General features: G+C 71.8%; 18 protein-coding genes. 9 read left to right on the forward strand and 9 right to left on the reverse strand.

The genetic code is table 11. The features are described 5' to 3' along the window. Window positions 1-6 precede the first annotated feature (6 nt). On the forward strand, window positions 7-1041 hold the full coding sequence (locus tag ACIBK4_RS14945; protein ID WP_398995770.1) for a LacI family DNA-binding transcriptional regulator: 1035 nt from the start codon (window positions 7-9) through the stop codon (window positions 1039-1041). A gap of 533 nt (window positions 1042-1574) precedes the next feature. Continuing rightward, on the forward strand, window positions 1575-3011 hold the full coding sequence (locus ACIBK4_RS14950) for a benzaldehyde dehydrogenase (RefSeq protein ID WP_398995077.1): 1437 nt from the start codon (window positions 1575-1577) through the stop codon (window positions 3009-3011). A 43-nt stretch (window positions 3012-3054) separates the two neighbouring features. Here ACIBK4_RS14950 and trxA read toward each other — a convergent pair whose 3' ends face one another. Next, window positions 3055-3441 (reverse strand): thioredoxin, encoded by a 387-nt coding sequence (gene trxA, locus ACIBK4_RS14955; protein WP_366433319.1) that lies wholly within the window; start codon window positions 3439-3441, stop codon window positions 3055-3057. Window positions 3442-3562: 121 nt separating this feature from the next. Here trxA and ACIBK4_RS14960 point away from each other — a divergent pair, with 121 nt between their 5' ends. Then, the gene (locus tag ACIBK4_RS14960) at window positions 3563-4993 is read left to right on the forward strand and encodes a dihydrolipoyl dehydrogenase family protein (RefSeq protein WP_398995078.1); all 1431 of its coding nucleotides are present in this window, start codon (window positions 3563-3565) and stop codon (window positions 4991-4993) included. Window positions 4994-5031: 38 nt separating this feature from the next. On the opposite strand, the gene ACIBK4_RS14965 is transcribed toward ACIBK4_RS14960, so the two are convergent. Then, entirely contained in the window at window positions 5032-5676 is a 645-nt protein-coding gene (locus tag ACIBK4_RS14965; RefSeq protein WP_398995079.1) for a peptide deformylase, read from the reverse strand. Between the two features lie 194 nt (window positions 5677-5870). On the opposite strand from ACIBK4_RS14965, the gene ACIBK4_RS14970 reads away from it, so the two are divergent. Continuing rightward, complete coding sequence (locus ACIBK4_RS14970; RefSeq protein ID WP_398995080.1) at window positions 5871-7262, forward strand: PepSY-associated TM helix domain-containing protein; 1392 nt, start codon at window positions 5871-5873, stop codon at window positions 7260-7262. Between the two features lie 69 nt (window positions 7263-7331). Here the strand turns inward: ACIBK4_RS14970 and ACIBK4_RS14975 are convergent, their stop codons facing one another. The 3 genes from ACIBK4_RS14975 to ACIBK4_RS14985 form a co-directional block, all read right to left on the reverse strand. Beyond that, window positions 7332-7679 carry a tetratricopeptide repeat protein gene (locus ACIBK4_RS14975; RefSeq protein WP_366433315.1) on the reverse strand — a complete coding sequence of 116 codons (348 nt, stop codon included), beginning with the start codon at window positions 7677-7679 and terminating at the stop codon, window positions 7332-7334. An 83-nt stretch (window positions 7680-7762) separates the two neighbouring features. Next, window positions 7763-8206, reverse strand: coding sequence for a MarR family transcriptional regulator (locus tag ACIBK4_RS14980; RefSeq protein WP_398995081.1), 444 nt, complete (start codon window positions 8204-8206; stop codon window positions 7763-7765). After that, the gene (locus ACIBK4_RS14985) at window positions 8203-8685 is read right to left on the reverse strand and encodes a MarR family winged helix-turn-helix transcriptional regulator (RefSeq protein ID WP_398995082.1); all 483 of its coding nucleotides are present in this window, start codon (window positions 8683-8685) and stop codon (window positions 8203-8205) included. Before ACIBK4_RS14985 ends, ACIBK4_RS14980 begins: the two co-directional genes overlap by 4 nt. Before the next feature lie 139 nt (window positions 8686-8824). Between ACIBK4_RS14985 and ACIBK4_RS14990 the strand changes: the two genes are divergently transcribed. Continuing rightward, window positions 8825-9790, forward strand: coding sequence for a pirin family protein (locus tag ACIBK4_RS14990; protein ID WP_393037580.1), 966 nt, complete (start codon window positions 8825-8827; stop codon window positions 9788-9790). Window positions 9791-9811: 21 nt separating this feature from the next. On the opposite strand, the gene ACIBK4_RS14995 is transcribed toward ACIBK4_RS14990, so the two are convergent. Further along, on the reverse strand, window positions 9812-10621 hold the full coding sequence (locus ACIBK4_RS14995) for an alpha/beta fold hydrolase (protein WP_398995083.1): 810 nt from the start codon (window positions 10619-10621) through the stop codon (window positions 9812-9814). Between the two features lie 186 nt (window positions 10622-10807). Between ACIBK4_RS14995 and ACIBK4_RS15000 the strand changes: the two genes are divergently transcribed. From ACIBK4_RS15000 to ACIBK4_RS15010, 3 genes are all read left to right on the forward strand, one after another. After that, window positions 10808-11536, forward strand: a complete 729-nt coding sequence (locus ACIBK4_RS15000; RefSeq protein WP_398995084.1) for a transcriptional regulator — start codon at window positions 10808-10810, stop codon at window positions 11534-11536. Continuing rightward, window positions 11533-12513 carry a pyridoxal-phosphate dependent enzyme gene (locus tag ACIBK4_RS15005; protein WP_398995085.1) on the forward strand — a complete coding sequence of 327 codons (981 nt, stop codon included), beginning with the start codon at window positions 11533-11535 and terminating at the stop codon, window positions 12511-12513. The genes ACIBK4_RS15000 and ACIBK4_RS15005 overlap by 4 nt, the downstream gene beginning before the upstream one ends. 227 nt (window positions 12514-12740) lie before the next feature. Beyond that, window positions 12741-13100, forward strand: a complete 360-nt coding sequence (locus ACIBK4_RS15010; protein WP_318021902.1) for a cupin domain-containing protein — start codon at window positions 12741-12743, stop codon at window positions 13098-13100. Window positions 13101-13146: 46 nt separating this feature from the next. Here the strand turns inward: ACIBK4_RS15010 and ACIBK4_RS15015 are convergent, their stop codons facing one another. Beyond that, a complete protein-coding gene (locus tag ACIBK4_RS15015) occupies window positions 13147-14118 on the reverse strand; it encodes a pyridoxal-phosphate dependent enzyme (protein WP_398995087.1) in 972 nt (323 codons plus the stop codon). Between the two features lie 183 nt (window positions 14119-14301). Here ACIBK4_RS15015 and ACIBK4_RS15020 point away from each other — a divergent pair, with 183 nt between their 5' ends. Then, window positions 14302-15003 carry an SDR family oxidoreductase gene (locus ACIBK4_RS15020; protein ID WP_398995089.1) on the forward strand — a complete coding sequence of 234 codons (702 nt, stop codon included), beginning with the start codon at window positions 14302-14304 and terminating at the stop codon, window positions 15001-15003. Between the two features lie 15 nt (window positions 15004-15018). On the opposite strand, the gene ACIBK4_RS15025 is transcribed toward ACIBK4_RS15020, so the two are convergent. After that, complete coding sequence (locus ACIBK4_RS15025) at window positions 15019-16377, reverse strand: VWA domain-containing protein (RefSeq protein ID WP_398995091.1); 1359 nt, start codon at window positions 16375-16377, stop codon at window positions 15019-15021. Further along, window positions 16374-17231 carry an AAA family ATPase gene (locus tag ACIBK4_RS15030; RefSeq protein ID WP_398995092.1) on the reverse strand — a complete coding sequence of 286 codons (858 nt, stop codon included), beginning with the start codon at window positions 17229-17231 and terminating at the stop codon, window positions 16374-16376. The genes ACIBK4_RS15025 and ACIBK4_RS15030 overlap by 4 nt, the downstream gene beginning before the upstream one ends. Window positions 17232-17351: the final 120 nt, after the last annotated feature.

The following is a 17351-nucleotide window of genomic DNA, read 5'->3' on the forward strand; positions in this document are numbered from 1 at the left end:
TACGTCATGGTGCAGATACCGAAAACGCCCGCAGCCCCGTCGCCCGCACCGCGCTCCGTTCCCACGAGTGCCGATGTGGCCCGCCTGGCCGGCGTCTCACGCGCGACCGTCTCCTACGTCCTCAACAACACCAGCGCCGTACGGATCAGCGAACCCACCCGCCGCCGTGTCCACGAGGCCGCCAAGGAACTCGGGTACGTCCCGCACGCGGCGGCCCGCAGCCTGCGCGCCGGACACAGCCGCATGGTGCTGATGCCGGCGCCGACCGTCCCGGTGGGCCTGCTCTACAGCCAGTTCATCAACGAACTGCAGTGGGCGCTGGGCCGCCTCGACTACACGGTCGTCCAGCACGGCTCCGTCGGACTGCACGGCGACGAGGCCGCCCGCGCCTGGGCCGAACTCCGCCCGGTCGCCGTCCTGGTGCCCGGCGCCGGACTCGGCCCCGAGGGCGTCGCGGTCCTCAAGCGCTCCGGCGCCCGGGCCGTCCTCACCCTCGGCCCCGAGCGGGTCGAGGGCGCCCACGCCCTCCTCCTGGACCACGAGGCCGTCGGCCACCAAGCGGGCACGCACCTCTACGGCCGCGGCCGGCGCCGTATCGGCGTGGTCGTCCCCGAGGAACCCGGCCTGGAGGCGTTCTCCCGCCCCCGAGTCGAAGGCGTGCGCCGCGCCCTGCTCGACACGGACGCGACGGCGACCGAACTCCCGCTCGCCTACAGCGAGGAGAGCGCCGCCCGCCTCGCCGCCCGCTGGCGCACTCTCGACCTCGACGCCGTGTTCACGTACAACGACGAGTACGCGATGCTGCTGATGCGCGCCCTCCAGGACGAAGGCGTCCGCATCCCCGACGACACGGCCGTGATCGGCGCCGACGACCTCATGATCGGCCGCTTGCTCCGCCCACGCCTGAGCACGGTCCGCATCCAACTCCCCTCCGGCCGCGACCTCGCCGAACTGGTCGACAACGCGGTACGCGACCCCACCGGGGCTCCGGGCACACATGAACTCCTCGGCGCGTCGCTGGTGCACCGCGAGTCCAGCTGACCGGAGGCGAGTGACCGGGTCCGGGGTGATCCGGGCTGGGGCCTGTCCGGCGGAGAAGAGCGGTGGTGTCTTGCCGGCGCAGCGGGGTGGGGCGCGCGCGATCGCGCGGCGGGGGAGTGACGCCGGTAGTGGGGCAGTTGATGACCCCGTCCGGTGCGACCCAGCCGTACGGCGGGTGAAGCGAAGCCGAGGGTGGGAGCGCGGTGACTGTGCCCTCCCAGGCCCGGACACCGCGCGGGGCGATCCGGCCGTAGACGACCCGGGCCGGGGCCTGTCCGGCGGAGCGCAGCCGGGAGCGCGGGAGTCTGCGGCCGCGTCCACCCAGGCCCCAGTAACCGCGCCCGGAGCGAAACGGTCGTACGCGACTAGGATGTTGTGCGCTCAACCAGACGGGGATGCGGGCGGCCGTCGGACGCGGCGTGTACGTCTGGGCCGGATTGCCGCATCCCGTCGCGCGGTCGCGAACCGGCCGTGCACGTAAGGGACTTGCGCTGTCGGTGTGGGTCCCGTCGGTGACGGATCGGAGAATCGCCATGACTCTGCTCGACTCCAAGACCTGGCAGCCTCGCCCCCTCTCGGGCCCCGAGTACCCGGTCACCGAGCCCGCCACCGGCGACACGCTCGGTACCGTCACGCTCGCCGCCGTCGAGGACGTGCGGCCGGCCGTCGACGCGGCCCGTGCCGCGCAGGCCGAGTGGGCGCGCGTTCCGCACTTCGTCCGGGCCGGTGTGCTGCGCAGGGCCGGTGACCTGTTCGCCGCGCACGCCGAGGAGTTGCGGGAGTGGCTCGTGCGGGAGTCCGGGTCGATCCCCGGCAAGGCGGACTTCGAACTGCACGTCGCCGCCCAGGAGTGCTACGAGGCCGCCGCCCTCGCCTCCCGCCCCGCCGGCCAGGTCCTCCCCACCGAGGCGCCCCGGCTGTCGTACACCCGACGCATCCCGGTCGGAGTCGTCGGCGTGATCGCGCCCTTCAACGCCCCGCTGATCCTCTCCATCCGCTCGGTCGCCCCGGCGCTCGCACTCGGCAATGCGGTCGTCCTCAAGCCGGACCCGCGCACCGCGGTCTGCGGGGGACTGTCCCTCGCGGCGGTCTTCGCGGAGGCGGGCCTGCCGGATGAATTGCTGCAAGTCCTGCCGGGAGGGGCCGAGTTGGGGGCGGCCCTGGTCGCCGACCCGCACGTGCCCGTGATCTCCTTCACCGGATCAACCGCCGCCGGACGCGCGGTCGGTGAGGCGGCGGGGCGTCATCTCAAGCGCGCACACCTGGAGTTGGGCGGGAACTCGGCCCTGATCGTGCTGGCGGACGCCGACCTGGACGCCGTGATCTCGACGGCGGCCTGGGGTTCGTTCTTCCACCAGGGCCAGATCTGCATGACGACCGGCCGTCATCTCGTCCACGAGTCGCTCTACGAGGAGTACGTCGAACGCCTCGCCGCCAAGGCCGACTTGCTCGCCGTGGGCGACCCGCACCGCGCGCAGGTCCACCTCGGCCCGATCATCGACACGGCCCAACTGGCCAAGGTGCACGGACTGGTTGAGGCAAGCACGGCAAGCGGCGCGAGGCTGGCGGCCGGCGGTACCCACGAAAATCTCTTCTACCGGCCGACCGTCCTCGCCGGCGTCGACGACGACACCCCCGCCTACGCGGAGGAGGTCTTCGGCCCGGTCGCGCCGGTACGGTCCTTCGCCACCGTCGATGAGGCCGCGGCGCTGGCCTCGGCGGGGCCGTACGGGCTGTCGCTCGGCATCGTCACGCGCGACAGCGCCCGCGGCCTGGACCTGGCGGAACGCATCCCGACCGGCATCGTCCACATCAACGACCAGACCGTGAACGACGAGGCCGTGGCGCCCTTCGGCGGGGTCGCCGCGTCCGGCACCGGCGCCCGCTTCGGCGGTGAGGCCAACCTGGAGGCCTTCACCGACGTGCGCTGGACGACGGTGCGCGGAGACGTGGCGTCGTACCCGTTCTGAAAAACGAGGGTCTGAAAAACCGGGGAAGCGAGCCCCTCGGCGCTTACTGACCGTTCTGCTCGGCCTGTGCCTGCTGCTCGGCGACCGACTTGCGGACCTCGTCCATGTCGAGCTTGCGGGCCTGGCCGATGACGTCCGTCAGGGCGGCCTCCGGCAGGGCGCCGGGCTGGGCGAACACGGCCACGCGGTCGCGGACGATCATCAGCGTCGGGATCGACTGGATGCCGAAGGCCTGCGCCAGCTCGGGCTGGGCCTCGGTGTCGATCTTGCCGAAGACGAGGTCCGGGTTCTCGTCGGCCGCCTTCTCGTAGACCGGCGCGAACTGACGGCACGGGCCGCACCAGGACGCCCAGAAGTCGATCAGGACGAAATCGTTCTCCGTGACCGTCTGGTCGAAGTTGTCCTTGGTGAGCTCCACGGTGCTGCTCATGACGTAAATCCCTCTTCCTCGATGGGGGGCGAAGCCGTCCCGGACAACACGGTCGTCCGGTCCCGTATTCCGCGCCCCTACCCGTGTGGCCACAGCGCACACCACCCAGCAGACTGGCCCCATGACGGAAACGGAATCCATCGCGTACGACGTCGTGGTGCTCGGGGCCGGGCCCGTGGGGGAGAACGTCGCCGACCGCACCCGTGCGGCCGGTCTCTCCACCGCGATCGTGGAGAGCGAACTGGTCGGCGGCGAGTGCTCGTACTGGGCGTGCATGCCCAGCAAGGCCCTGCTGCGCCCGGTCATCGCCCGCGCCGACGCCCGCCGCGTACCCGGCCTCGGCCACCTCGTCCAAGGCCCCCTCGACACCGCCGCGGTCCTCGCCCACCGCGACTACGAGACCTCGGGCTGGAAGGACGACGGCCAGGTCCAGTGGCTCGACGGCATCGCCGCCGACCTCTACCGAGGCCACGGCCGCCTCGACGGCCCCCGCAAGGTGACGGTGACGGGCCCCGACGGCGTACGGCACGTCCTCACCGCCCGGCACGCCGTCGCGGTCTGCACCGGCACCCGCGCCCTCCTCCCCGACCTGCCCGCCCTCGCCGACGTCAAGCCGTGGACCAGCCGCGAGGCCACCAGCGCCAAGGCCGCACCCGGCCGGCTGATCGTGGTCGGTGGCGGAGTCGTAGCCGTAGAAATGGCCACTGCCTGGCAGGCCCTCGGCTCCCGCGTGACCCTCCTAGTCCGCGGCAAGGGCCTGCTGCCCCGCATGGAACCCTTCGCCGGCGAACTGGTCGCCGACGCCCTGACCGAGGCGGGCGTAGACCTGCGCACGGGCACGTCAGTGGCATCGGTGACCCGCGAGAACGGCACCGTCGTCGCCGTCACCGACAGCGGCGACCGCATAGAGGCCGACGAGATCCTCTTCGCCACCGGACGCGCCCCGCAGACCGACGACATCGGCCTCGACACGATCGGCCTGGCACCGGGCTCCTGGCTGTCGGTGGACGACACCCTGCGCGTCCAGGACAGCGACTGGCTGTACGCGGTCGGCGACGTCAACCACCGCGCCCTCCTCACCCACCAGGGCAAGTACCAGGCCCGGATCGCCGGCGCCGCGATCGCCGCCCGAGCCGAGGGCGTCCCCCTCCTGGAGACCGACCCGTGGGGCGCCCACGCGGCCACCGCCGACCACGACGCCGTCCCCCAGGTCGTCTTCACCGACCCGGAGGCAGCGTCCGTAGGCCTCTCCCTCGCCGAGGCCGAAGCGGCCGGCCACCGCGTCCGCGCGGTCGACGTCGAGTTCTCCTCGGTAGCAGGCGCCGGCCTCTACGCCGACGGCTACCGAGGCCGAGCCCGCATGATCGTCGACCTCGACGACGAAACCCTGCGAGGCGTGACCTTCGTAGGCCCCGGCGTAGGCGAACTGATCCACTCGGCCACGATCGCGGTCGCGGGCCAGGTCCCGATCAACAGGCTGTGGCATGCGGTGCCGTCGTACCCGACGATCAGCGAGGTGTGGCTGCGGTTGCTGGAGGCGTACCGAGGCTGAACACGCCTGATGCCATGGGGTAGTTGACCGCCGATTTCCTACGGCAACTCGAAGCCCAGCGCAGCCGACGCCTCGCCCGGTGTCGGCTGCGCCCAGCGCTCCGCCATCGCCTCGTTCGACGACAGCGACCGCAGCTCGGCCCGGTCCAGATACAGCAGCCCGTCGAGGTGGTCCGTCTCGTGCTGGACGATTCGCGCGGGCCACCCGGTGAAGACCTCGTCCACCGCGTGCCCGTGCTCGTCCTGTCCGGTCAGCCGTACCGAGGCGTGCCGTGCGACCACGGCCTGCCAGCCCGGGACGCTCAGGCACCCCTCGAAGAACGCGGCCCGCTCCCGACCGACTGGTTCGTAGGACGGATTGACCAGCACCCGGAACGGCTGCGGCACCCGCCCCCGCGCCACCCGCACCTCGTCCGGCACCGGCGCCGGATCCTCGATCACCGCGATCCGTAGCCCCACCCCGACCTGTGGTGCCGCTACGCCCACGCCTGGCGCCGCGTGCATGGTCACGCGCAGCGCCTCGACGAACCGGGCCAGCAGTGCGGGCTCCAACTGCCCGTCGAACGGCTCGGTTTCGCGCCTGAGCACCGGGTCACCGGCCGAGACGATGGGCAACGGGCCGCCGGCGGCGAGGAGTTCCTCGACGCGCTCGGCCAGGGGTACGCGATCACTGGGAAGTGCCATCGCGCCAGGATGCCATGGCCTCCGGCGGCACCCGACGCGACCCACGCAACCCGGTGTGACCCACACCACTCGCATCCGCGGGAACTCCCGGCCATCACACCCCGACTACTGGACCGCTACGGCTACGACACATCACCACCCGCCCGATCCCTTGCCCTCGTCCCCCTCCTCCTCGCCCCCGGAGAAGCCCGCCCATGTCCACCGCTCCCTCGACCGCCACGGCCGAGGTCCCGCAAGAGCCCGTCCCGGCGCCGTCCCCCAGCCGCTGGGCCCCGCTGCGCCCCCTGGTCCTGCGTCTGCACTTCTACGCCGGCGTGCTCGTCGCCCCGTTCCTGCTCGTCGCCGCGACCACCGGGTTCCTGTACGCCGGTGCCTTCCAGGCCGAACGGATCGTGTACGCCCATGAGTTGAGGGTGTCCGTGGGCGACCGTGAGCTGCCGATCTCGCAGCAGGTCACCGCCGCCCGCACGGCGCACCCCGAGGGCACGGTCTCGGCGGTACGGCCCTCACCGGAGGCCGGTGCCACCACCCGGGTCATGCTGTCCGGCGTCAAGGGCATAGCCGCCGACCACACCCTCGCGGTGTTCGTCGACCCGTACACCGGCAAGGTCCGCGGGGCGCTCGAACAGTACGGTTCGACCGGCGCGCTCCCGCTGCGCACCTGGATCGACGAACTCCACCGCGATCTCCACCTCGGTCAAACCGGGCGTCTGTACAGCGAGTTCGCCGCGAGCTGGCTGTGGGTGATCGCGGGCGGTGGCCTGGTGCTGTGGTTCTCCCGGCGCCGCGCCCTGCGCAAGGTGCGTGGCACGAGCGGCCGGCGTCGCACCCTCGGCCTGCACGGCACGGTGGGTGTCTGGACGGCCGTAGGCTTCATCTTCCTGTCGGCGACCGGACTGACCTGGTCGACCTACGCGGGCGCCAACATCGACCAACTCCGCACCTCCCTGGGCCAGTCGACCCCCTCGGTGTCGGCCGCGGCGAGCGGTGAGCACGCGGGCCACGGCGGGTCCGCCGCGACCGGCGATGCCCAGCACGGCGTAGGACTCGACAAGATCCTCGCCGCCGCGCGTGCCGAAGGGCTGGGCAATCCGGTCGAGATCGTGCCGCCCGGCGATGCCAAGTCGGCGTACGTCGTTCGGCAGGTGCAGCGCAGTTGGCCCGAGAAACAGGACGCCGTCGCCGTGGACCCCGCCACCGGCAAGGTGACCGACGAACTCCGGTTCGCTGACTACCCGTTGCTCGCCAAACTGACCCGCTGGGGCATCGACCTGCACACCGGCGTCCTCTTCGGTCTCGTCAACCAGACAGCCCTGATGCTGCTCGCCGGGTCCCTGGTCCTGCTGATCGTGTGGGGCTACCGCATGTGGTGGCAGCGCGGCCGGGGTTCCTCCTTCGGCCGCCCGATACCGCGCGGCGCCTGGGCCCAGATGTCCCCGCTGCTCCTCGTCCCGTGCCTGGCGGCGATCGCCGTACTCGGTTATTTCGTACCGCTGTTGGGGATCCCGCTGGCCGCGTTCATCGTCGTGGACGTGGTGCTGGGCGAGATCGCGCACCGGCGCGGGCAGCGGTCGTACGCGAAGTAGGGACGCACGCGAAGGGGCCCGGTTCCGTGACGGAACCGGGCCTCTTCTCTGCTTGAACTCCGCTGTGTCTCAGACGCTCTCGAAGTCACCCGCGAGCGCCGAGGCGATCCGCAGATGCGAACCCGCCTCCTCGTGCCGCCCCTGGCGCTCCAGCGTGCGGCCCAGCATCAGCCGCGCGTAGTGCTCCACCGGGTCACGCTCCACGAGGACGCGCAACTCGGCCTCGGCGCGCCGGAGTTGGGCCGAGTGGTAGTAGGAGCGCGCCAGCAGCAGGCGCGGCCCGGTCTGCTCGGGCACCTCCTCGACCAGCCCGCCCAACACCCGCGCCGCCGCGGCGTAGTCCTTGGCGTCGAAGAACATCTGCGCGCGCTCCCAGCGCTCCGCCGGTGTTCCGTGGTCGTAGTACGTCATGTCCACTTGACCTCCTTCGACCTGCACAACGGACCGTGTTGGTTGAATATTCCACTACCGATGTTCCATTACCGACGCGGCCGCCTTTCTCACCTTGCTACGGCGGCCAGTTCGGCGTCGGCCCGCTCGGCGACCAGGGTCAGCACGCGGCCGGCGGCCAGCAGATCCTGCTCCGGTATGTCGCCCCAGATCCTGCCGCTCGCCGCGCTCGTCTCCTTCGTGATCCGCTCGTACAGGGCCCGGCCCGCTTCCGTGATCCGCACTTCGGACACGTCCGTCGCCACCAGCCCGGCCGCGATCAGTCCGTCGACGGTGCCCCGTACGGAGTCCTCGTCGACCTTCAGGGCCGCGACGGTGTCCGCGGTGAGCCGGTCGCGGTCGACGGGCCCGGCGGCGAGAGCGAGCGGCCGTAGGACGATCTGCTGCTGGAAGCCGAGGTCGTGGCGGGTGAGGACGCTCTCCAGGACGGCACGGGCGGCGTAGTGGGCCAGGCCGAGCATGCGGGCGTTCGCGGGGGTCGTGGTGGTGGTCATGACTGCTCCTTCTCGTGCTCACTCGTGTGGTCAAGAGGGGTGTCGAGCAAGGTCGCCAGGTCCCGGCCGAACTCCCGGGCCCGTGCGCTGTCGAGCCCGCCGAGCGGCTCCAGCAACTGCTCCAGGAGGCCGTGTACGACCTTGATCGCCCGCCGGGTCACGTCACGGCCCTCCTCGGTGAGGGCGAGCTGGACGGCTCGGGGGTCCCTGGGGTCCCGGGTGCGCTCGACGAGGCCGGCCGTTTCCAGGGCGCGGGCCAGCTTCGAGACGTAGAGGGCTTCGAGTCCGGTGTGGTCGGCGAGGTGCCGCTGGCTGGGGCGCAGCCCGGAGCGCCGCATGCCGTACAGCGACGCCACCAGGGAGTACTGCGCATGGGTCAGTCCCAGGGGGGCCACCGCGCGGTCGACCGCCACGCGCCACTTCATCGACAGTCGCCAGACCAGGAAACCGGGCGTCGCGCCCTCGGATGCCGTACTCATGAGTCGATACAGTACATGGCTATTATGTCCATGGCTACTATTTTCCGACGGGAGAACGGCGCCCGAGAGCACGGGGCATGGGAACCGGCGGGGGGCTCACGGACTGACGGAACGGGCTCGGCGGGACTAGGTTGTCGCCATGAGCAATCTTGATCGCGAAGCGGTTCCGGCCCTGTGCGGCGGCCGCGGTTTCGTGGTGGCGGAGCCCGTCCGTGAACTCCTCAGCCCGCGCCGGGTACAGCTCGGCGAGTCCACCGAAGTCCGCCGGCTGCTGCCCAACCTGGGCCGCCGTATGGTCGGCGCCTGGTGCTTCGTGGATCACTACGGCCCCGACGACATCGCCGACGAGCCCGGGATGCAGGTGCCCCCGCACCCCCACATGGGCCTCCAGACGGTGAGCTGGCTGCACGAGGGCGAGGTGCTGCACCGCGACTCGACCGGCAGCGTCGCGACGATCCGCCCGCGCGAACTCGGCCTCATGACCTCCGGCCGCGCGATCAGCCACGCCGAGCAGAGTCCCAAGACGCACGCCCGCTTCCTGCACGGCGCGCAGCTCTGGGTCGCCCTCCCCGACAGCGACCGGCACGTCGAGCCGCACTTCGAGCACCACGCCGAACTGCCCGTCGTCACCGCGCCGGGCCTGCGCGCCACGATCGTCCTCGGCGACGTCGACGGCGCGGCCTCGCCCGGCACGACGTACACCCCGATCGTCGGCGCGGACCTGGCCCTCGCCGCCGGCGCGGACGTACGCCTGCCGCTGGAACCGGACTTCGAGTACGCCGTCCTCGCCATGTCCGGCGAGGCCCACGTCGACGGCGTCCCGGTCCTCCCGGGCTCGATGCTCTACCTCGGCTGCGGCCGCACCGAACTCCCGCTGCGCGCCGCGTCGGACGCGGGGCTGATGCTGCTCGGGGGCGAGCCGTTCGACGAGGAACTGATCATGTTCTGGAACTGGATCGGCCGCACCCAGGAGGAGATCCAACAGGCCCGCACGGACTGGATGACCGGCACCCGCTTCGGCGAGGTGAAGGGGTACGACGGTGATCCGCTGCCGGCGCCGGAACTGCCGCCGGTGGGATTGAAGCCGCGGGGGCGGGTGCGGTGACCTGACGGGGAGGTGTGAGTCTCACCGGGCGACGCGGAGTGTCTGTCCGATGTGGTGCGCCAGCCCCCGCGGATCCTGCGCGTGGGCGAGATGCCCCTGGCCCGCCATGGTGACGACACGGGCGCGGGGCAGGGCCGACGCGAACCGGGCGAAGGCCTCGCCGTAGGGGGCGGTGCCTTCGTTCAGGGCGCCGAGCAGCAGGGTGACCGGGAGGTCGAGGGCGGCGAACGCCCGCAGGTCGGTGACGTGTTCGTCGAGGGCCGTCAGTTCCCGGGCAAGCGGTGCGGCCAGTGGGCGGAGGATCTCCCAGGCGGAGCTGCGGCGCAGTTGTGCCACGTCGTCCTCGGAGAATCCGGACACGTCCAGGTTCACGATCTCCACGGCGCGGTCCAGGTCGTCGGCCTCGGCGGCTTCCCGGAGAGCGGCGAGCGCTCCGCGGCCGAAGGGACGTACGACCGGTTCGTAGAGGGTGAGGGAGCGGACCGTGTCGGTGTGCCGTGCCGTCGCCTCCAGTGCGACGAGGCCGCCGAAGCTCCAGCCGAACAGGTCCACCCCCTGCTCCGCGCCCTCGGCGGTGACGATCTCGGTGAGGACGTGGTCCAGGTCGTCGATCTCGGTGCGCACCGAGTAGTCCGGACCGAGCGCACCGCTGGGCTCGCGACCGCGCCGGTTCAGCACATAGACCGGTCCGGGAACGTCCAGCGCGGCCACGACCGGCTGCCAGGCGGCGGCGTCCGCCATGACCCCCGGCACGATCAGCAACGGCCTGCCCGAACCGTCGCGCCGGGTGAGAGCGAGCCGGACGCCCTCGCGTTCCACGTACCTCAGCATGCGGGCCGTACCTCCTGAACTGGTTGCTTGTCGCAGCGTCACGCTACCTGGCAACTCGGCGCAGGGGTCCGGGGGTTGGGTGGGTGACCGGCCGTGGCGCCCGTCGTCGGGCCTCCGGCGACGACCTGGACGGGTTTGGACTGTTGGTATGGTGCTTGGACGTACAGTCTGAATCGAGGGGTGGGAATGGCGGACCGCAACCCGGCCCCGGACGCCGAACGCGACGCGATCATCGCCGCGCTGGTGCCCTTGGTCGACGGGATCGCGGCGACCTTCGGGCCGGTGTGCGAGGTGGTGCTGCACGACTACCGGCACCCGGAGGCGTCGGTGGTCGCCGTCGCCGGAACCGTCACCGGGCGGGCCGCGGGCGGGGCGATGAGCGAGATCGGGCTTCGGATGCTGGCGCGCGGGGACGAGGCGGTCGACGAGCTGAACTACGTCACCCGGACCAAGGGCGGCCAACAGCTCAAGTCGTCCACGATGGTCCTGCGGGACTCCGCGGGCGCGGTGTTCGGCGCGCTGTGCGTCAACGTCGACGTCACCGCCGTACAGCAGGCGCAGGCGCTGCTGGCCGGGATCGGCGGGGGCGTGAGCGAGGCGGCGGCGACCACGACCTTCGGTAACGACATCGACTCCGTCGTCGAGGCCATCGTCGACGCCCATCGGCTACGGCGGAGCAGGACCTGGGTCCAACTCGACCGCGCGCAGCGGCTGGAGCTGTTCCGCAGTCTCGACGAGCACGGGGTCTTCGCCGTGCGCCGGGCGATCGAGCAGGTCGCCGCCCGGCTGGGCATCTCCCGCGCCTCCGCCTACAGCTACCTCTCGCAGGCCCGCGCGGCGACGGGCACATCGTCCGACTCCGCCACCGATACGGCTCCAGCCTCTGACTTCGCTTCCCCTGGAGGAGACGCGTGACGACCGGCACCCTGCCCATCACCCTCGACGACGTCCTCGACGCCGCCGCCCGGATCAAGGGCGTCGCCCACCGCACGCCGGTGCTGCGGTCGCGCACCCTCGATCAACTCGTGGGCGCCGAGGTGTACTTGAAGTGCGAGAACTTCCAGCGGATCGGCGCCTTCAAGTTCCGCGGCGCCTACAACGCGGCCTCCCGGCTGACGTCCGAGCAGCTCGCGTGCGGCATCGCCGCCTACTCGTCCGGCAACCACGCCCAGGCCGTCGCCCTCGCCGCCCGCGAACTCGGCAGCACCGCGGTGATCCTCATGCCCGAGGACGTCCCCGCCTCCAAGCGGGCCGCCACCGAGGGATACGGCGCCGAGGTCGTCACCTACGACCGCTACACCGGCGACCGGGTCGCCATCGGCGAGGCCCTGGCCGCCGAGCGCGGACTCGCCCTCATCCCGCCCTACGAGCACCCGCACATCATGGCGGGGCAGGGCACCGCGGCACTCGAACTCGTCGAGGAAGTGGGGGAGTTGGACGCCGTACTGGTGCCCGTGGGCGGCGGCGGGCTGATCGCAGGGACGGCCACCGCCGTCAAGGGGCTGCACCCGCGCACCCGTGTGATCGGCGTCGAACCGGAGGCCGGGGACGACACCAAGCGCTCGCTGGAAGCGGGCCGTCGCGTGTCCATCCCGGTGCCCCGTACCATCGCCGACGGCCAAGCGGCCGATACGCCGGGGGAGTTGACCTTCTCGGTGAACCAACGGCTGGTCGACGAGATCGCGTTGGTCACCGACGAGGAGATCAAGGACGCGATGCGGTTCGCCTTCGAGCGGCTGAAGATCGTCGTCGAGCCCAGCGGCGCCACCCCGCTGGCCGCGCTCCTCGCCGGGCGCGCGGGACAACTGCCGAACCGGGTGGGGATGATCGTGTCGGGCGGCAACATCGACAGCGAGCGGTTCGCCGCGCTGTGTGCGAGCCGTCCGTCCTGAACGTGCCCAAGTCGGCCTGTGTGTCCCGGCGTTGACGTGCCTACGGTGTGTGAACGCCGGGGACGGACCGCACCCGGCGGTTCCCCCGAATGGCGCTCCCGGGTGGACAGGCAGAGGATGGAGTGGTGGGGCACGGCCCCCGCCGGAGCATCGGTGCCGTTGTGGCCGCCGGGAGACGGAGACCGGCCCCGGCCGTGCTGTGCACGGCCGGAACGGAGGCAGCCGTCATGCTGGAAGTGAAGACGGTCGACAAGCCGGACGAGCGACGGGACTTCCCCCGCGGCCACCTCGAAGCCGTTCACCTCAGCGGACTCGACTTCGCCGTGGGCACCTTCGAACCGGGCTGGCGCTGGTCCGAGTCGGTGGCTCCGATCGCGGGCACCGAGAGTTGCCAGATCCACCACAACGGTTATGTGGTCCAAGGGCGGATGCATCTCCGCATGGACGACGGCGGCGAGGGTGAGGTCGGCCCCGGCGACGTCTTCGTGTGCCCGCCCGGACACGACGCGTGGGTCGTCGGCGACGAGCAAGTGATCGTGTACGACTTCGCCGGTGCCATGGCGACGGACTACGCGAAGGCCAAGTGACCGACCCGTATGCGCCCGGCGGCACCGCACCCGCCGGGCGCCTTCGTCATGCCTCGTACGAGGCGACCTGTCCCTCGGCATACGCGACCGCCTCCGCGTGTCCGAACAGCCCGGGCAGCCCGCCGGTGTGCACGAACACCGTCCGCTCGCCCGGCCCGATGTCGCCGTCCCGGACGGCCGCGATCAGGCCGGCCATCGCGCGTCCCGTGTAGGTCGGGTCGAGGACGAGCCCGGCGGTGCGGGCGGCGAGGGTGAGCGCTTCGGCGGTGGCGGCGGTGAGGGAGCCGTAGCCGCCGCCGATCTGGTCGCGTCGTACCCGCAGTCCCTCCGATGAGGTCAGACCGGCGAACTCCCTTACGGCGAGGGCCGGTTCGGGCAGTGCGCCCACGTCGATCCCGAGGACCGCGTCCTGCCCCAGCGAGGTGACCAGCCCCGCCATCGTGCCGCCCGAGCCGAGCGCGACGACGGCGGTACGGAGATCGGGGAGCTGTCGGCGCAACTCCTCGCCGCAGCGCGCGTAGCCGCGTGCGCCGAGCACGCTCGAACCACCGAACGGGATCAGCGCGGGCCGGGCGCCCGTCGCGCGCAGCTGCTCGCACACCCCGGACGCCGCCCGGTCCAGTCCGGCCTGGTCGACCTCGCCGGCCCAGGCGATCCGGGCGCCGAACAGGCCGTCGAGGGCGAGGTTCCCGGAGCGTGACGCGCCCGGTGTTCCGCGCAGGACCAGCACCACGTCCAGGCCCAGGCGGGCTCCGGCGGCCGCGGTCAGACGGGCGTGGTTGCTCTGCGGGGCGCCGGTCGTGACCAGGGCGTCCGCGCCCTCGGCGAGCGCCGCGCCCACGGTCCACTCCAGCTTGCGGATCTTGTTGCCGCCGCCTCCGAGGCCGGTCAGGTCGTCGCGCTTGATCCACAGATCGTCCGGGCCGAGCCCGATCGCGGTGGCGAGTCTCGGGGCCGGTTCGACGGGGGTGGGGAAGGTGGCCAGTGCCACGGGCGGGGCGTTGTGCGGGGCGCTCATGGCGTCCATCATCGCGCGCCGCGGTGGCCGGTTCGGTGGCCGGTCCGGCGGTGGGCATGTGGCGGGCTTGCGGCGGGCTTGCCCATGGAAACCGATCGGTTTACTGTGGTCGATATGAGGAAACCGATCGGTTTCCTTGCATCTCCGCATCTCCGCATCTCCGCCTCACCCCGGGAGTTCCCCATGACGAACATCGAAGGCGCCGTAGTCCTCGTCACCGGCGGCAGCCGCGGCATCGGCCGGGCGCTGGTCTCGGCCCTGTACGAGCGCGGTGCGAAGAAGGTCTACGCCACCGCCCGCGACCCGAAGACCGTCACACACCCGGACGCCGTGCCGCTGGCACTGGAGGTCAGCGACCCCGCGTCCGTCGCGGCGGCGGCCGAACAGGCGCAGGACGTCACCATCCTCATCAACAACGCGGGCGCGTCCGTGAACGCCAACTTCCTCGACTCGCCCGTCGAGGACGTACGCCGCGAGTTCGAGACCAACTTCTACGGCCCCCTCCTCGTCACCCGCGCCTTCGTGCCGATCATCGAGCGCAACGGCGGCGGCCACCTCCTCAACGTCCACTCGGTGCTGTCGTGGGTCGGCGTCCTGGGCTCCTACAGCGCGTCCAAGGCGGCCCTCTGGTCGCAGACCAACTCCCTGCGCCTGGACCTGAAGCCGCGCGGAATCGACGTCACCGGACTGCATGTCGGCTACGTCGACACCGACATGGCCGCACACGTCGACGGACCCAAGTCCACTCCCGAGAGTGTGGCCGCACAGGCCCTCGACGGCATCGAGTCCGGTGCCTTCGAGGTACTGGCCGACGAACTGACCCGCCAGGTCAAGGCCGGGCTCTCCGCCGAAGGAGCCGCCCTGTACCCGCAGTTGGCGTCCTGACCCGATCGGCAGTGCTCAGATCGGCAGCAACCGGCCGACCAGCGCGCTGAGTTGCTGCGCGTTCCGGCACTCGTGCATCTCGACCAGCTCCGCGTATTCGGGTGCGGCCGAGTCACCGGTGCCCCACTGCGTGCGCTGCTCGGGGTTCAACCAGTAGACACGGCGGGCCCGTTGGGTGATCTGTCGGACGGCCGGGAGGTTCGGGTCGCTCATGTTGGTGCGGGCGTCGCCGAGCACGAACACCGTCGTACGCGGGCCCACCGCGTCGCCGTAGCGCTCCGCGAACTCGCCCAGGGCGACGCCGTAGTCGCTGCTGCCGTGCCAGCCGGTGAGGGTGGCCTCGTCGCGGATGCGGGTGCCGAGGCCCTCGGGGTCGGCCGTGCCGTGCACGAGGAGCGGGGTCACCTCGTCGAGGCGGTTGACGAAGGCGAACACGCGCACCTTGCTGAACTGGTCGTGCAGCGCCTGCACGAGCAGCATCGTGAAGTCGGAGAAGCCCGACACCGAGCCCGACACATCGCACAGCAGCACCAGTTCGGGCCGGACCGGCCGGCGTCGGCGCAGCACGGGCCGCATGGGCACCCCGCCCGTGGACAACGAGCCGCGCAGGGTGCGGCGCAGGTCGATCGTGCCCCGGGAAGCACGGCGGCGGCGCGCGGCGAGCCGCGTGGCCAGCTTCCGGGCCAGCGGCTGAACCGCCCTGCGCAGCTCGGCCAGTTGGGCCCGTCCGGCGAACAGGAAATCGACGCGATCGGCCGTCGGCGCGATCGCCCGCCGCGCGATCTCGTCCCGCCCGCGCCGCTCGGCGACCCGGCGCCGCGCCTCCACGGCGACCTGCCGCCGGAACCCCTCGATGCGCTGCCGGATCTCGTCGTCCAGCAGCCGATCGGTGAACCCCGACTGCCCGCCCTGCTCCCGGATGCTCGTCCGCACCCGCGCCAGCAGCGTCTGCGGACGCAGCCGGTCCAGCGTCTGGTACGACGACCAGCCGTCCGACGAGGGCGAGTTGCCGTATCCGCCGAAACCGTCGACGGCCTCGGCGGCCAACTGCCCCATCAGTGCTTGGTCGTTGGCGGCGAGCGCCGCAGCGAGCCGGTCGCGGAGGTCCTCGCGATCGGCTGCCGGCTCACCCTGCGGTGCGCCGACGCCGCGCGGGAAGTAGAGGTCGAAGACCGGGTCGAACACCGGGCGTTGGCCCGTGCCGTGCAGCAGGGTCGCGGCCAGTCCCTCGCGCAGCAGTTCACGGTCGGCGAGTCCGAGTGCCTCCATGGCCTGCGCCGCGTCCACGGTCTCGCCGGTGCCGATACGCAGGCCGTGTGTGCGCAGCGCCCCGACGAGGCCCGTCAGCCGTTCGGTGACACCGGCGGTGCTCACACCGCGTCCAGGTCGAGCTTCGCCGCCGCCCTGAGGATGTCGTCCTGATGCTTGAGGAGGACGCCGAGGGTGTCTCGTACGACCGTCTCGTCGAGGGTGTCGGCGCCGAGGGCCAGGAGGGTGCGGGCCCAGTCGATGGTCTCGGCCACCGACGGCACCTTCCGCAGCTCCATCTCGCGCAGTGCCCCGACCACCCGGACCACCGACTCGGCCAGCGCGCCGCTGAGGCCCGGCACCTTCAGCCGTACGATCCGGCGCTCCAACTCCTCGTCGGGGAAGCCGATATGGAGGAACAGGCAGCGGCGGCGCAGGGCCTCGGAGAGTTCGCGGCTGGCGTTCGAGGTGAGGACCACGAAGGGGCGGCGGGTCGCGGTGATCGTGCCCAGCTCCGGGACGGTGACCTGGAAGTCGCTCAGCACCTCCAGCAGCAGACCCTCCACCTCGACGTCGGCCTTGTCGGTCTCGTCGATCAGCAGGACCTTCGGGTCGTCGCCGCGGATCGCCGTGAGCAGCGGGCGGGGGAGCAGGAACTCCTCGCTGAAGATGTCGGTGCGGGTCTCGTCCCAGCTCTCGTCGCGGCCCGCGCTGATGCGCAGCAACTGCTTGGCGTGGTTCCACTCGTACAGCGCCCGGGACTCGTCGACGCCCTCGTAGCACTGGAGCCGGACCAGCCGGGCGCCGGCGACCTCGGCGACCGCCTTGGCCAGTTCCGTCTTGCCGACGCCGGCCGGGCCCTCGACGAGGAGCGGCTTGCCGAGGCGGTCGGCGAGGAACACGGTCGTGGCGACCGCCGGCGAGGCCAGATAGCCGGTCTCGGCGAGGCGGGCGGCGACGTCGTCGACGGAACGGAACACGGTGCCTCCGGCGGATCGCGGGTGGTGCGTGGGCGCGCAGCGAGATATCTAAGCGCTTGTTCAGCTCTACTGTCACCCGGGATCCCGCGCCTGCGCAAGCTCGTACACCGATCGGTTTCC

Origin of the sequence: Streptomyces sp. NPDC050528 (assembly GCF_044457795.1) — a bacterium.
Taxonomy (GTDB): Bacteria; Actinomycetota; Actinomycetes; order Streptomycetales; family Streptomycetaceae; genus Streptomyces.

Bases quoted from the DNA above. Each gene is read 5' to 3' on its own strand.
- ACIBK4_RS14965 (WP_398995079.1), bottom strand. From the start codon at position 5,676: ATGGCACTTCCCAGTGATCGCGTACCCCTGGCCGAGCGCGTCGAGGAA.
- ACIBK4_RS14990 (WP_393037580.1), top strand. From the start codon at position 8,825: ATGAGCAATCTTGATCGCGAAGCGGTTCCGGCCCTGTGCGGCGGCCGC.
- ACIBK4_RS14985 (WP_398995082.1), bottom strand. From the start codon at position 8,685: ATGAGTACGGCATCCGAGGGCGCGACGCCCGGTTTCCTGGTCTGGCGA.
- ACIBK4_RS15015 (WP_398995087.1), bottom strand. From the start codon at position 14,118: ATGAGCGCCCCGCACAACGCCCCGCCCGTGGCACTGGCCACCTTCCCC.
- ACIBK4_RS14995 (WP_398995083.1), bottom strand. From the start codon at position 10,621: ATGCTGAGGTACGTGGAACGCGAGGGCGTCCGGCTCGCTCTCACCCGG.
- trxA (WP_366433319.1), bottom strand. From the start codon at position 3,441: ATGAGCAGCACCGTGGAGCTCACCAAGGACAACTTCGACCAGACGGTC.
- ACIBK4_RS14960 (WP_398995078.1), top strand. From the start codon at position 3,563: ATGACGGAAACGGAATCCATCGCGTACGACGTCGTGGTGCTCGGGGCC.
- ACIBK4_RS15020 (WP_398995089.1), top strand. From the start codon at position 14,302: ATGACGAACATCGAAGGCGCCGTAGTCCTCGTCACCGGCGGCAGCCGC.
- ACIBK4_RS15000 (WP_398995084.1), top strand. From the start codon at position 10,808: ATGGCGGACCGCAACCCGGCCCCGGACGCCGAACGCGACGCGATCATC.
- ACIBK4_RS14945 (WP_398995770.1), top strand. From the start codon at position 7: ATGGTGCAGATACCGAAAACGCCCGCAGCCCCGTCGCCCGCACCGCGC.
- ACIBK4_RS14980 (WP_398995081.1), bottom strand. From the start codon at position 8,206: ATGACCACCACCACGACCCCCGCGAACGCCCGCATGCTCGGCCTGGCC.
- ACIBK4_RS14970 (WP_398995080.1), top strand. From the start codon at position 5,871: ATGTCCACCGCTCCCTCGACCGCCACGGCCGAGGTCCCGCAAGAGCCC.
- ACIBK4_RS14950 (WP_398995077.1), top strand. From the start codon at position 1,575: ATGACTCTGCTCGACTCCAAGACCTGGCAGCCTCGCCCCCTCTCGGGC.
- ACIBK4_RS15010 (WP_318021902.1), top strand. From the start codon at position 12,741: ATGCTGGAAGTGAAGACGGTCGACAAGCCGGACGAGCGACGGGACTTC.